16 protein-coding genes are annotated in these 15,224 nt (G+C 39.1%); all 16 read left to right on the top strand.

Annotated elements, in window-relative coordinates:
• Positions 1-161: 161 nt before the first annotated feature.
• Entirely contained in the window at positions 162-485 is a 324-nt protein-coding gene (locus tag F9K23_18145) for a winged helix-turn-helix transcriptional regulator (GenBank protein ID KAB2912947.1), read from the top strand.
• 5 nt (positions 486-490) lie between these two features.
• Positions 491-955 (top strand): ATPase, encoded by a 465-nt coding sequence (locus tag F9K23_18150; protein ID KAB2912948.1) that lies wholly within the window; start codon positions 491-493, stop codon positions 953-955.
• A gap of 6 nt (positions 956-961) precedes the next feature.
• Positions 962-1,345, top strand: a complete 384-nt coding sequence (locus F9K23_18155; GenBank protein ID KAB2912949.1) for a DoxX family protein — start codon at positions 962-964, stop codon at positions 1,343-1,345.
• Position 1,346: 1 nt separating this feature from the next.
• Positions 1,347-1,925: a hypothetical protein gene (locus tag F9K23_18160; protein ID KAB2912950.1), complete on the top strand. Its 579-nt coding sequence runs from the start codon at positions 1,347-1,349 to the stop codon at positions 1,923-1,925.
• Between the two features lie 45 nt (positions 1,926-1,970).
• Complete coding sequence (locus F9K23_18165; GenBank protein ID KAB2912951.1) at positions 1,971-2,903, top strand: hypothetical protein; 933 nt, start codon at positions 1,971-1,973, stop codon at positions 2,901-2,903.
• A gap of 220 nt (positions 2,904-3,123) precedes the next feature.
• The gene (locus tag F9K23_18170; protein KAB2912952.1) at positions 3,124-3,510 is read left to right on the top strand and encodes a hypothetical protein; all 387 of its coding nucleotides are present in this window, start codon (positions 3,124-3,126) and stop codon (positions 3,508-3,510) included.
• Positions 3,511-3,517: 7 nt separating this feature from the next.
• Positions 3,518-4,186, top strand: a complete 669-nt coding sequence (locus F9K23_18175; protein ID KAB2912973.1) for a DNA alkylation repair protein — start codon at positions 3,518-3,520, stop codon at positions 4,184-4,186.
• A 24-nt stretch (positions 4,187-4,210) separates the two neighbouring features.
• On the top strand, positions 4,211-4,813 hold the full coding sequence (locus F9K23_18180; protein KAB2912953.1) for a hypothetical protein: 603 nt from the start codon (positions 4,211-4,213) through the stop codon (positions 4,811-4,813).
• A gap of 30 nt (positions 4,814-4,843) precedes the next feature.
• Positions 4,844-5,266, top strand: coding sequence for a DUF1801 domain-containing protein (locus F9K23_18185; protein ID KAB2912954.1), 423 nt, complete (start codon positions 4,844-4,846; stop codon positions 5,264-5,266).
• 265 nt (positions 5,267-5,531) lie between these two features.
• On the top strand, positions 5,532-6,767 hold the full coding sequence (locus tag F9K23_18190) for a site-specific integrase (protein ID KAB2912955.1): 1,236 nt from the start codon (positions 5,532-5,534) through the stop codon (positions 6,765-6,767).
• A 598-nt stretch (positions 6,768-7,365) separates the two neighbouring features.
• The gene (locus F9K23_18195) at positions 7,366-7,668 is read left to right on the top strand and encodes a helix-turn-helix domain-containing protein (GenBank protein ID KAB2912956.1); all 303 of its coding nucleotides are present in this window, start codon (positions 7,366-7,368) and stop codon (positions 7,666-7,668) included.
• 637 nt (positions 7,669-8,305) lie between these two features.
• The gene (locus F9K23_18200) at positions 8,306-9,601 is read left to right on the top strand and encodes a winged helix-turn-helix transcriptional regulator (protein KAB2912957.1); all 1,296 of its coding nucleotides are present in this window, start codon (positions 8,306-8,308) and stop codon (positions 9,599-9,601) included.
• Between the two features lie 17 nt (positions 9,602-9,618).
• Positions 9,619-9,915 (top strand): hypothetical protein, encoded by a 297-nt coding sequence (locus F9K23_18205; GenBank protein KAB2912958.1) that lies wholly within the window; start codon positions 9,619-9,621, stop codon positions 9,913-9,915.
• A gap of 201 nt (positions 9,916-10,116) precedes the next feature.
• Positions 10,117-10,323, top strand: a complete 207-nt coding sequence (locus tag F9K23_18210) for a DUF4248 domain-containing protein (protein ID KAB2912959.1) — start codon at positions 10,117-10,119, stop codon at positions 10,321-10,323.
• Positions 10,324-10,443: 120 nt separating this feature from the next.
• Entirely contained in the window at positions 10,444-10,764 is a 321-nt protein-coding gene (locus F9K23_18215) for a hypothetical protein (protein KAB2912960.1), read from the top strand.
• A gap of 100 nt (positions 10,765-10,864) precedes the next feature.
• Positions 10,865-15,223 carry a CusA/CzcA family heavy metal efflux RND transporter gene (locus F9K23_18220; GenBank protein KAB2912961.1) on the top strand — a complete coding sequence of 1,453 codons (4,359 nt, stop codon included), beginning with the start codon at positions 10,865-10,867 and terminating at the stop codon, positions 15,221-15,223.
• Position 15,224: the final 1 nt, after the last annotated feature.

A 15,224-nucleotide genomic window follows, 5' to 3' on the forward strand; every position in this document is an offset into this window, starting at 1 on the left:
TGATTGTCCCCCTTTGGGTGAATTTTCTTCAAAAGGTTTGAGGTAACACCTCAAACCTTTTTTATTTATAGTGTTAATATTCAATATAATATAAATTCTATTTGAAATTCTTATTGCGCAGTTAAATAGCTGCATTTATATTTGCAGTCAAATAACTGCAAATGGAATTAAGAAGAGACGTTTTTCAGGCCATAGCCGACCCTACACGGAGGGCAATTATTACGTTGGTGGCCATTAATGCAATGACTCCGGGAGCCATTGCTGATAATTTTGACTCATCAAGGCAAACCATATCCAAGCACATACAAATACTTACCGAATGTGAGCTGCTAAGGCAGGAGCAGAGCGGCAGGGAGATTTATTATCACCTGAATGCCTTAAAGATGAAAGAGATAGCAGATTTTATTGAGCCATTCCGCAATATGTGGGACGACAGGTTTAATACATTAGAAAGCATTATGAAAAACTATAAACCAAAGAATTAATACACATGGAACGCAAAACAAAAGTGCATGCCGAAACCAACAGGCAAGAGTTAATAGTAACAAGAGAATTTGATTTGCCCGTAAACCTGCTATTTAAAGCATATATAGAGCCTGAAATAGTGGAACAATGGATGGGAACCAAAGTGGTGAGGCTGGAATGTAAACGGCACGGCAGTTATCAATACATTACTACTGACCCTATGGGCAATCAACACGGGTTTAACGGCACAATACACGAGTTTGAGCCTGACCAAAAAATTACCCGCACGTTTGAGATGGAAAACACCCCTTTCCCTGTGCAACTTGAGTTTTTTACGTTTGAGGCGTTAACAGAAAATACCAGTAAACTAACCATGCAAATTGTATATAAATCAGTGGAACACAGGGACGCGATGCTGAAACTACCATTTGCTCAAGGAATTAATATGGCTCACAACCGATTGCAAGAAATAGTTAACAACATAAAATAAACCCTCATGAAAAAATCACACAAAATAATTTATTGGATAGCAACAGTTTGGCTGTCGCTTGGTATGGTATCTACAGGCATTGTACAATTGATGAAAATGCAGGAAGAAATAGATAATTTTAACAGTTTAGGTTATCCATTATACCTAATGACCATTATAGGCGCATGGAAAATTGCCGGGGTAGTGGCGGTGCTACTGCCAAAGCTTCCGGTATTGAAAGAATGGGCCTATGCGGGTTTCTTTTTTGCCATGTCGGGAGCATTAATTTCGCACATTGCCGTAGGGCACGGAGGTTTACAGGTATTCGGTCCGGCGTTATTATTAGTGCTTACTGTTGTATCTTGGTATTTCAGACCTGCCGATAGGAAAACTTCGGCCACAAACGTATAAAATGAACCCTAAAGTTGATTTCTATTTTACCAAAGCAAAGCAATGGAAGGAAGAGTACGGAAAACTACGCTCTTTATTGCTTGATTGGGGACTTACCGAGGAACTGAAATGGGGCACACCGTGTTACACATTTAAGGGCAATAACATAGTATTGATACACGGGTTTAAGGAGTATTGTGCATTGTTGTTTTTTAAAGGCGCGTTATTAAAGGACACGGAAGGCATATTGATACAACAAACTGAAAACGTGCAAGCCCAAAGGCAGGCAAGGTTTACTGGTTTGCAACAGATTATTGAACTTGAACCCGTATTAAAAGCCTACATATATGAGGCGATTGAAGTAGAGAATGCGGGCTTAAAGGTAACGTTTAAGAAAACAACGGAGTTTACAGTGGTTGAGGAGTTTCAGGCTAAATTGGATGAAATGCCCGGGTTAAAAGCCGCGTTTGAAGCGCTTACACCCGGAAGGCAACGAGGATACCTGTTACACTTTGCTTCGGCTAAGCAGGCCAAGACCCGTGAAGCCAGAATAGAAAAATATATCCCGCAAATTATGGCAGGGAAGGGGTTGGATGATTAGTTTATACAGCTCAAAAAAAGTATTTTACGGTTAAAATATTATTCTATGGGAATTACAATGTCAGGGTTGTTTGTGCGAATGCCTCAAACCGATATACCCAAAACTTTGGAAGAACTTTTTGACCGAAGCATAGTCAACACATCCACAATAAACTGTAATTATTATTTGCTATTTGAAGGATTTAACACTTGGGACATTGCCTTAGTATCCGATGGGCAAAGTAGCGCTTTATGCTTTGGGGATGGCTTTTTTAATTTTGCTGAAAAACTGTTTTCCAATACCTCAGTAAACAAAATCCCCTCCGATTATTTATACTATTATTTTGTAGAATCAGCGATGGCTTTTAGCCTTAGTTACAGAAAAAACGGGAGCCTGTATGAATCTAACTTTACAATGTCAGGTTCTGAATTTATACACTATGGGGATGAATTGTTGGGCCTAACACTTGAAAACGATATTGCACAAGATGGTTTTGCGCTGGCAATGCAAGAGTTTGGTATTGATCCGCACCACATTAAACAAGCAACATTATATACTTTTAGCCCTAAAGTTCGTGTAGTAGACTCTACTGATACAGACCTACGGTATCTTGTGGGCAAACTGGGCAGAGACATTTATACTGAAATTAAAACCAAGGGAAATAGTTTATCGACGATAATCTCACAAGGGCTAAAAACCTTGAGTGAGAGACGAATACTTGTATCGCGTGTTTCACTATCAAATGAAGAATACGAGTTATGCAAAACAGAATGGCTAAGATTAGATTCAATGAGTTTTGAAGCTAAGGAGTCCGATTTGATAACCAAAATCATACAACAAATTGAACCTGAGAACGCATTGGCGCAACTTGTTTATTTTTATAAGGTTAGTGACTACAAGGAAAATAAAGCTGAATTGAACAGATCGCTTATTCGGATAGGGATTCTTGTACTTGTATTGGTTATAATAGCTTTAATGATTTATTTAAAAATTGGCTAAAGATACTGATCTCCTTAATTCTAAAGGTGATAGCTGTGTTTTATGTTATTAATATGGGTACAAAGGTCAGTGTACAGTAAAACACGGCTGTAACCTAATCTACGTTTGTTGTAGCCAAAACTGGGTAATCAATAGTAAAGCACGACTCTTAGAGTTAATAGGCTGAATTAGTATATTTGGAATTCGGATACAGTTAAAATTAAACATAACCTATACATTGATGTCAATTAAAAACCTTAACCTATTACTTATTCTATTTGTATTGATTTTATCTTCATGCAGCGGGTCTGATACTTACCAAGGTAAGTGGAAAGCCACTAACCCCGAAGGGAAGAAGTTTGAGATAGAGTTTTTACCTAAAAACTTTAAGATTAAAGACGAGGCGGGCGATTCGAGCAATTTTGCGTACACACAAAACTCTGTTGAAATTAAGAACTTTGTTGAGACCTACGGCATTAAGCTGAACGATGGCAGGACATACTCCATTCATTTTCCTTTAGCCGAAGATGAAAGTGTAGGAGTTATGATTGATGGTGCAGGAAACCCCGTGTACACCATTTGTAGAAACGAATACAAAATGCTGGACGATATTTATAAACTGAAGTAGACAGATGATGACTGTACAAGAAGTTCTTACCCAACTGGAAGCCCTTGGCAATGCTAAACTGCGCGAACAAAACATAAAGCGTGGCGCGGGCGATAACCAGTTTGGCGTAAAAATGGGCGATATACGCACTGTAGCCAAAAAGATAAAAACCGACCATGCCCTTGCCCTTGAACTTTGGGAAACAGGAAATACAGATGCAAGGCAAGTAGCTATTTTAATTGTGAACCCCAAAAAGCTAACGTACGACGAGATAAGCCACTGGGTAAAATCGGAGAAATATACGTGGGTGGCCGACTGGCTACATTCTTACATACTTAAAGACAGAGCAGATAGGGAAACCCTGCGCCAAGAGTGGATGCAAACCGACGATACAATGGCCGCTCGTGCAGGGTGGAGCCTAACCGCAGGCTGTGTGGCCCGCCAACCCGAGTTGGTAGATATACCCGCATTGCTGGATAGGATAGAAATGGAAATGCCTACCGCTGCGCCCGAAGTGCAATGGACCATGAACACCACCCTTGCCAATATTGGCATACACCATACCCAATACCGCGAACGCGCTTTGGCAATAGGGGAGAAGCTGGGCATTTACCGCGATTACCCCGTTTCTAAAGGCTGTACTTCGCCCTTTGCCCCGATATGGATTGGGGAAATGGTGAGGAGACAGAATGCGTAAAAATTAAAAAATAAATTAAATGCTTTGGGTCATAAAGAACAATTAATACACGCCCTTGATATAGGGAACAGGGTAATAGAATCTTCAAGCTTTTTTGACAAAGACGCAAAACTAAGATTTAAAGAGAGTACAAAGTTTTATAGAGAGTTTTTTGTAAATAATCCTAATATAAATTCTTATCAATTAAAGTCATTAACTAATGATTTTTTAACATACTGGCATGAGAGTATTCACCCTGATACAGAAATATTTTGGGCTGAATTAAAGAAAAACAGTATTGACTTTGAAAGAAAAGACCCTTTGTTATTTGCATTAGATAAAAACCGATTTAGTAATGTGCATCAAGCAATGGAGGCGAGAAAGCACTGGTCTGAGATCAGAAAGCTTGAAATAGTTCTTGAAAGGTTCTCGAAAGAAAATATCGAACATATAGATAGAATTGTCGCTGAAGATGAAAATAAGCGATTAGCTATATTAAATAAGTGTTTGAAAAACAAAAAAATCCCCGAATCTCAATATTTAAAGTTTGGTGAATGTATGGCTTATTTTTCTAATTGTCGGTTGTTTGGTGCATACTTTAGTCCATCTGAAGTTGAAGAACTCTATACGATTTGGAAAAATTTTTAGAACAATTAATGAATTTAATTATTAAAACCAATGCCCACACCTAAATCAAAACTGGTAGAAATAAAAACCAAGCCCACCGCTATGAGCGTGGCGGAGTTTATAAACAACATCAGCGAGGAACAAAAACGCACCGATTGCTTGGTGATTTTAGACCTGATGAAAAAAGCAACAGGGGAGGAGCCTACCATTTGGGGTAACTCAATGATTGGTTTTGGCAATGTGCGGTACAAAAGTCCGGCAACGGGTAGGGAAGTAGACTGGTTTAAGATTGGGTTTGCTCCCCGCAAGGCCAATATCTCGCTGTACCTTACCATGGATATAAAAAAACAAGGCGATGCACTTGCTAAGCTGGGCAAACACAAAACAGGTGTTGGTTGCTTGTACATCAACAAGTTAACGGATATTGACATGAGTGTTTTGCAGGAAATGATTACTAATTCGGTAACAAAGTGAGTGAAAACTACTTTACAATGGCTATATTTATTTTTAAATAGTAGTTGAAAAAGATTATAGTATGCTAAAGGCTCTTTTTTTTAACAAAAATGAAACCGCCGAAGAAGCTCGGTATAAGTTTGTTAACTTTTGTCATCCTTTGTTATTACTGAATTTTTTGTCGGATAGCAGACTTTTTCATTTGTTACTTTTTGTCTCTTTTTGTTATATTTGTTGTACCCATGTTGTACCGATTTAGGGTGCAACATAGGATAAACAACAAACTATGGCGACCATAAAATTACTGCTCAGAACTGCAAAAACATTAGCCGACGGTACTCACCCTATTGTTATAAGAATAACGGTCAACCGTAAGTCTAAGTTTATCTTCACAGGAAAAACCGCAAAAGTATCCCAATGGGATGCGGCTGCGGGGCTTACCACTAAGAAGCACCCTTTGCACAACGAGTTAAACATCTATTTAGGCCAACGCTTGTTAGATGCCCAAACGGAATTGCTCGAACTGCAACGTCAAAAGAAAGGGTTTTCAGCCGGAACTGTTCGGGAGATAATTAAGGATAACAAACCTTCAATGACTTTCGTTCAGTTTTGCGATAAACTGCTTGCTGAACTAAAAGAACAAGGGCGCATTGGCACACGAAGTACTTACCGTACTGTTAAGTATTCAATACTTCGGTTTACTAATAACAACCAATCGTTGACCTTTTCAGATATTGACGTTGCCTTTTTGACGAAATACGAACAATACCTAAAAGCCAACGGGTTCAAAATCTCATACGTTAAAACGCAACTAAATAAACTAAAGGCTATTGTTGGTAAAGCTATACTTGATAGGGTGGTTAAAAAGAATAACAACCCGTTTTTAGAATACAGTCTGAGTCATTTGCGCCCTGAGTATCAGCATCGCTCTCTTGACAAAGACACATTAGAAAAATTACTTAGCTATCAAGCCGAGGAAGGTACAAGTAAGCACGATACTATTAACTTCTTTACCTTTTCCTATTACTGTTGGGGCATGAATTTTACTGATATGGCCAAACTGCAATGGAAAAACATCTACAACGGCAGGTTGGTGTACAACCGTTCCAAAACAGGAAAGCTGCATAATATCTTATTATTAGCACCCGCTTTAAAAGTAATAGAGTATTACAAACATCTTAAATACGGGGAGAATGTTATCCCTCCTGCCGAGGATTACATTTTCCCTATTCTTGACCCTGATAAATATAACACTGCTTCAAAGATGGCTAATCGTATTGAGCTCAAACTTTCTATGACTAATAGATGCCTTAAAACTATTGCCGATGAACTGGAACTTGGGGAGAATGTAACCTTTTACATGGCAAGGCACACGTTTGCCACGCAACTATTAAGGAAAGACGTAGCTACTGCGAAAATCCAAAATATGTTGGGGCATTCTTCTGAACGGATGACCCAAACGTACCTTGACAGCTTCAAAAATGATGAATTGGACGAAGTATCTAAACTGTTAGTGGGCTAATCGATCCGTGTCAACGTATAGACGGATTAAGGCTACTTTTCCAACAACACGTTGTTGCAGCCAAAAACGAGCTAATCAGCTAACTATAAAACAATTACGTAAATAATCCTAAAAACACCGTGTTTTTATTAAAAATTAACACATTACTAATGAAACACTTGTAAAAACGTCGTGTTGGTAATTTTTCAACGCCGTGTTTTTCAAAATAAGCATAACTAATTAACTAATAATTTATTAATAAAACAACACCTGCAACAACGTGTTGTTTTTACCGTGTATTGGTTGTATCGTCCTCTGTATAATCTATAATCAATGATGCTATGTATTTATGAGAGCAAATAAGACCGATTTAGCCTTAATGGATTGGTCAAAAATGAACCTTACAAACGTCTCACCACAAACACAAAAGAGTAGGTTTTAAGAAGTTCAAAAGCGACGAATTACAAACATGGGGTGCCCTATGCCTTTAATTTTTGCCCACCCCATGTTTTAAAACACTCGAAATCAAAGATAAAAAATTTGATATGGGGTGCCCACCCCATTAGGGCACCCCATATAGTTTTTGCTAAATATTTGCTGCCATTATCCTAAACAAAAAATGGCAGCAAATCCATTCAACGAACTTTCAGAAAAATTAGATACGCTTTCCCAACAGGTGGCAGAAATCAACCGCAAGATGCAGGGGCATCCGATTCATATTGATAAGCCTTTGACAGTAAAAGAGGCTGCCTCCTATTTATGCCTTTCAAAAAGCAGGTTGTATCATCTAACCTCAGAACGGGCAGTGCCCTTTTTCAAGCGTGGACAAGCCATTTTATTTCGTAAAGAGGACTTGGAATCCAAACGTCAAAATTCAGCAGACGAAATCAGACAAGAGGCTAAAAAGTATAAGGAAAGGTAACAGCTTATATTGAGCGCAGGCATTTTGAAAGACTTGGATATTACACCTTGAAAAAACAGTATCACAAACCCTGCGATAGAACACGAAAGGAGAAATTGAACACTCCTTCGTTTGAGACAGTCAAAAAACACGACAAATACCCTTATGAACAATAATTCCCTAATTAACTGTATTACTGCGCGTTATTAGTTACAAAAAAACACAGTATTTGTTATCATTTGTTATACGTTATCATATATTTAGTTATTTATAAATTTAACTCATTTTTTTGGGCTATTAAGTACTCGTATTTGTTAGCTTTTGTTACAGGTTGCTACTGTTTGTCATTGCTATCAAAAAAGGTATTTTTATTACATAAATAATTCATAAAATACAACTTTTAGTTGTTGCGTTTTGTCCGATACTTTTGCAGCATAATTATGAAAACAATCCTTGAGATGCTAATGAAACAGGCCGTATGACCCTGCTCTAATTAGACCTCATTTTTAATTATACCCTCACAAGCAAGTGAATAATAAGCAAGCGCGGGGGGCTGATTAGCCCCCTTTGCCGCTTGGTGTAAGTAGTTAAGTTAATTAAGGGAGACTGCAAAAGTACCTTTTAAAAGCCAACACCACGCCAACAACACGTTGTTTATATGAACACCGCTCAAAACACCCACCCCAACCCCATAGACGGTTTTGATTACCGCAGGATAGATATAGCAGAGGTACGCAAACACCTCAACCAGTTTGTAAAGGATGTTAACCTAAAAGCAGCCTCACCCAAAGAACGTATCCGGGGCGGGTTGTTCCTTACCCTGTTAAAAGTATGCGATGCCTATGTACGCCAAAACAACCGTGTAGGCTGCTTAACGGTTAACCCCATACCCTGCCGCATGAACAATGTACGGTTAGCCCACCTTGTAAAAGTGGACAAACGCACCATTTTAAACCACCTATCCAAGTTGGAGAAAATGGGAATAGTACAAAAGACCTTTCGGGGGACAAAAGCCGATTACGAGTTAACCGTACCTGCGTGGATACTATTATACGACCCTCAAAGCCCCAACAACGTGTTGTTGGAAACCCAACCCACCTCCGATGGTGCTGAAAACAGCGCTAAAGCGAAAAATGTGCGCCAAAGCAGTCTTGTACATATTTTAGAAAAGAGTAATACACGGTCAATTCTATGTGAATTGGGGGATAACGGGGTAGAAGATAGTGGCCAGCCTCCTTTGTCGGCTACTGAGGATAAGGCTCTTGGACTTTTTTCTTGCAACACCCCCAAAGCAGGTGTTGTGGTGGAAAACCCACCCTTATCCACAGCCGTATTTCCTGAACAAAAACCGGGCGGCGGCGCGGCGGCCAAAAAATATCCCGCTTGGCAGTTGGCAATGGTACTGGAGTTTTACCGCTATGCTGTCAGCTCCCTGTACCCTTACCATCAGTTTGACGGGGAAACGGAGCGTAAAATCAAAAACAAGCTGTTTGGTCACGTGTACGGCAGCTTTAAACAATCCCTTACCCGCAATGAATGGGAAAAGTACCAACAAACCCTGATACAACGGGTGGATTTAATAACAGCTTGGAAAGTGCGACCCTTGGAAGGGGATAAAACCAAAAAGTACCAAACAGGTAAATTTTTGGTGAACCCGATTACCTTTTTTGACAACAAATGCCCTTACGGCTTTATACAAACCGAACAATGGCTGCTATTGCAATACAAACGAAAGGCACTGATTAAAGCAGAATTGGAGTTAGACAAAGCCCGTAAAGAGTTATTGACCGACATGGATAGGTTAAAAGTGTACCGAAAATGGGAAACCCGCTTTAAAAATAAGAAGCTGCCGGAGGCGGAGGCAATGTTTTACCATGCGATGGCAAACATCCAAAAACAATGGGCATTGCAAAAACAACGTGTTGTTGCTTCAAACAACAACCTTACTACCTAAGAATAAAAGACCTAAACATGAAACAAAACCCGAATTTTATAAGGCAGCAACAGGACTATAAAGCCCATGCGAAGTTTAAACTTATCATCTACTTTAAAGATAAAGCTCATTTACCTGAAGGAATGCAGCACACTACTTTGTTTTCGTGTGAATACAGGGACTGGAAGGGGGACACTGGGTTATATGCTTTAAAGCGGTTGGTAACGGGTCGTTTTAAAGGCACGTTCTTAACCGCGTTGATTTATGACAACCAAACAGAAGTATTGTTACACAAGTGGGTGTTTAACGGGGTAACGGATGAAAAAAGGGTATGAACCAACAACGTGTTGTTGCATCTCAATTCTTTGACTACAACGTATTACGAAGGGGTATTGTACTTGCTGTACGAAGAGTTGGGGAGGTATTATCCGCTGTAAATAATAACAGAGGCCGAAGCCCCTGTCAACCTACCTTATCTTATCGTTTGACAAGGTCAAACGTAGAATAAAAGCGAAAATACTTTAAAACACAGCTAAATGGAGCATAAAATAAAACTGGTAAGTAAGAATTTAAGCACTTTAAAGAGTGAGTACGGGGTATCAGAGCCAACTATGAAAAAATGGTTGAGGCAGGTTCCCAATCTGAAAGTGGATAAACGAGAAACAAAAGATTATACCCCTAAAGAGCTTGAAATGATATATAAGCATTTGGGAGTACCGGGAGGAGAATTTGAAGCGGAGTAATACAAAAAATTGATTTAATTCATTTTGGAGCCATGCTAAATAATTTTGAAAAATCTTTTTAACTTACTTTTGAGGTTGTTCTTCTTCAAAGTCATATAAATTTTTTATATACTTGCAGTAGTGAAGTATGTACTTATAATATTGAGTATCTATCTGTTCTCGCTGTCTTGTATTCCTTGCAGCGACAATAAAGAATGTGATATTATAGTATCATCGCTTCAAAATATAGGCGGCATGGAGCATGATGAACATAACCATACGTCAGAATCTTGTACTCCATTCTGTACCTGCTCATGTTGTTCTACTGTCGCACCTTGTAATACCATAGCCCGATTTCAGTTTGTGCAAAACACCACTCCTGATATTGTTTATCCGGTTCTTGGCGATAATTTTTACTCTCAATACTTTAATACTATTTGGCAACCGCCTAAAATAGGTTAATCGTTTTTTCTTTTTTATTCTGTATAAAGCCGCACTGCTTTATACAATGTCTTGTTGTTATCAATTCAACACGCGTTTGTAACGATTAATTTATTTTTTCATGTTAGATAAAATCATTCTTTTTAGTATAAAGAACAAGCTCATCATTGGTATGATGACGCTCGCACTCATCGTTTGGGGAGTTTGGAGTGCCCAAAAATTGCCGGTAGATGCGGTACCGGATATAACAAATAATCAGGTACAGATTATTACTATATGCCCCACACTTGCTGGTCAGGAAGTTGAACAGCTGGTTACTTTTCCCATTGAACAAAGCATTACTAACCTGCCGGATTTGGTAGAACTCCGCAGTATTTCACGTTTTGGTCTGTCAGTCATTACGGCGGTTTTCGATGATGAAGTAGATGTATACTTTGCCCGACAGTTAATCAACGAACGATTAAAAGAAGCTGAAAGTAAAATACCACAAGGTATAGGCACGCCTGAATTAGCACCTGTTAGTACTGGTTTGGGCGAAGTTTATCAATATATAATACACCCCGTAAAGGGCAGTGAAAATAAATACACTGCAATGGAACTGCGTACTATGCAGGATTGGATTGTAGCACGACAACTGTATGGGACACCCGGCATCGCTGAGGTAAATAGCTTTGGAGGAAGGTTGAAACAGTACGAGGTTGCCGTTGACCCCAACCGATTAAAGGCAATGGACATTGCCATTTCTGATATTTTTATTGCACTGCAAAAAAACAATGAAAACACAGGTGGGGCATATATAGATAAAAAACCTAATGCATATTTTATCAGAGGTATCGGGGTTGCATCTTCGTTAGAAGATGTTAAAAACATTGTCGTAAAAACAAATTCCCAAGGAATTCCAATACTTATAAAAGACATCGCAAATGTGCAATTTGGAAATGCCGTTCGATATGGTGCAATGACCTTTGACGGGAAGGTTGATGCTGTTGGTGGTGTGGTAATGATGCTAAAAGGCGCCAATAGCGCCCAAGTAGTATCCCGTGTTAAAGAAAAAATGGAGGTAATCCAAAAATCATTACCTGTTGACGTGGTAATCGAACCCTATCTTGACCGCACAGACCTTGTTACCCGTGCAATAAATACAGTTGAAAAAAACCTGATTGAGGGAGCACTGATTGTAATTTTTGTTTTAGTACTTTTCTTAGGCAACTTCCGTGCAGGACTTATTGTAGCTTCAGCCATCCCCCTTTCAATGCTGTTTGCCCTTGCTATGATGAATGTATTTGGTGTCAGTGCCAACCTGATGAGTTTAGGAGCTATAGATTTTGGGCTTATTGTAGACGGGGCGGTAATTATAGTAGAAGCCACAATGCATCATCTTGGATTGCGAAAATCACTCTCAAAACTTACTCAGGACGAAATGGACAATGAAGTATTTCTATCCGCTTCAAAAATAAGGAGTAGTGCCGCATTTGGTGAGATAATTATTCTTATGGTTTATATACCTATTCTTACTCTAATTGGTATTGAAGGCAAGATGTTCAGGCCTATGGCGCAAACTGTGGGCTTTGCTATTCTTGGGGCATTAATACTATCATTAACTTATATCCCAATGATGTGCGCGTTATTTCTGCCCAAGCTAATAACACATAAAAAAACTCTTTCTGATAAAATGATGGATTTTTTCCAGCGGGTGTATGAGCCGGTGCTACGCAAAGCTATACGCTTTAAATATGTGGTAATAACAATAACCGCTTTTGCGTTTCTAATCAGCCTGCTTGTGTTTTCGCGCCTTGGCGGAGAGTTTATACCTACGCTGCAAGAGGGTGATTATGCTTTTCATTGCATACTGCCACAGGGGACTTCACTGAGCCAAAGTATGGAAACCTCAATGCAGGCTTCAAGAATAATAAAAGAGTTTCCGGAAGTAAAAATGGTTGTAGGAAAAACAGGAGCAGCGGAAGTGCCCACAGACCCTATGCCCCCTGAGGCAACAGACATCATTATCGTATTGAAACCACAAAATGAGTGGACATCAGGCAGGAATTATGAAGAATTGGCTGATGCAATGATTGAAAAATTAGAGGCAATACCGGGCGTATTTTTTGAAAAAAATCAACCGATACAGATGCGTTTTAATGAGCTTATGACGGGAATTAGACAGGATGTTGCTGTAAAAATTTTCGGAGAAAATCTTGACACATTATTGAACTACGCCAATAAAGTAGCCAGTGTGATAAGGCAGGCAGATGGAGCTACCCAACCTCTTGTTGAGCGTGTTGATGGCTTGCCTCAAATAACCATACAATATAATAGGCAACAAATTGCATCTTATGGATTAAACATTGATGATATTAACCACGTTGTAAGCACAGCATTTGCAGGTGAAGCAGCCGGTGTAATATATGAAAACGAGCGAAGATTTGATTTGGTAGTAAGGCTTGATAGCGCACACCGCCAAAGTATTGAAAATGTAAAAGACCTTTTCATCTCTACTCCCAATGGCAGCCAAATTCCTTTATCACAAGTTGCAGACATACAAATGAAAATTGGTCCTGCACAAATTAGCCGTGAAGACGGGAAAAGAAGAATTGTTATTGGTTTCAACGTAAAAGGTAGGGATGTTCAAAGTGTAGTAAAGGATATACAGAATAAGTTAAACGCTGATGTAACATTGCCTTCGGGGTATTATTTCACTTATGGCGGAACATTTGAAAATCTGCAAAAGGCATCAGCAAGGTTAATGATTGCAGTACCCGTTGCATTAGCACTTATTTTCATGCTGCTGTACTTCACCTTTACATCCATAAAGCAGGCGGCCCTTATTTTTACAGCAATCCCACTGGCAGCTATTGGGGGAGTATTTGCCTTACTTTTAAGAGATATGCCTTTTAGTATATCTGCTGGTGTTGGCTTTATTGCATTGTTTGGGGTAGCTGTATTAAATGGTATAGTACTAATAGGCACTTTTAACCAGTTACAAAAAGAAGGAATGAATGATGTTGTGCAGCGTGTATTTGAAGGCACTAAAATACGGTTGCGCCCTGTATTGATGACAGCCACAGTAGCCTCATTAGGTTTTTTGCCAATGGCCATTTCACACGGAGCAGGGGCAGAAGTTCAAAAACCTTTGGCAACGGTAGTTATTGGAGGATTAGTTACTGCAACTCTCCTTACATTGTTTGTACTTCCGTTATTGTACATAATATTTGCCTCAAAAAATAAAATTAAGTCTGCACCCGCAACTATGGCTGCAATAGCTTTTCTGGTGGTGCCTTTTGGCTTGGTTAACGCACAAAATGTGCCCCAAAGCCTCACCGTAGATGCAGCTGTTTCGATAGCCCTAAAAAACAACCTCGAAATTCAGTCGCAACAATTAAACGTACAATCATCGGCAAGTATTAAGAAATCGGTATTCGAGTTACCAAAAACCAACTTCTTGCTTCAGTATGGGCAATATAACAGTGTGAATAAAGATAATAATCTTCAGTTATCACAAAGCATACCATTTCCTACATATTATACCGCACGGTCAGACCTCTTTAATGCTGAACTGAAACAAAGCGAACTTTCATTAGATGTGACCGCTAACGAAATAAAAGCAAAAGTCAAGTCCTATTATTATCAGCTTTTGTACCTGAATGAAAAACAAAAACAATTGTCACACCTCGATAGTCTCTATACCAGTTTCACTCAGGCTGCAATATTGCGGTATCAAACCGGTGAAACAAACCTGTTAGAAAAAACGACTGCGGAAACAAAACACGGTGAGCTTAAGCAAATGATTAAGCAAAATCAAACGGATATTACAATTTCATACAATACCTTGAAAGTGCTGATGAATAGCAGCGAGGAGTTTTACGTTTCGCAAGTCTCTATATTTGAACCACTTATTTTGCCCGCATCGGTTGATACAGCCGCCGCTAATAATAACCCAACTCTTAAATTACTTTATCAGAATGCTATAGTTGCCGAAAATAATAAGAAAATAGAAAAATCTATGGCATTGCCTGAGTTTACTGTAGGCTATTTTAATCAAACACTCGTTGGTTTTCAAAACATCAGCGGTAACGATGTTTTCTTTGACAAAAGCAAAAGGTTCACCGGTGTAAATGTGGGCATTAGCTTACCAATTACCTTCTTCAGCAATACTGCCCGTATTAAATCCCTCGGTTACCGACAGCAGGCATTACAAAAACAGGCAGATAATGGCAGGCAGGTACTTCACGCTGAATTTGCAAACGCCTTGCAACAGTATAATCAAGGTCTTTCGCAATACAACTACTACAAGACACAGGCATTAGCTAATGTTGCCACGATGACTAATACCGCAGAAACAGGTTTCAACAGCGGAGAATTAAGCTATATCGAATACTTAATGGCGTTGCAAACGGCCACCGATGTACAAATGAATTACCTATTGTCTATCAACCAGCTTAATCAAAGTGTAATAAATATTAATTTCTTAATAAATAAATAAA

Source organism: Bacteroidota bacterium (assembly GCA_008933805.1).
GTDB lineage: Bacteria > Bacteroidota > Bacteroidia > UBA8524 > UBA8524 > SB11.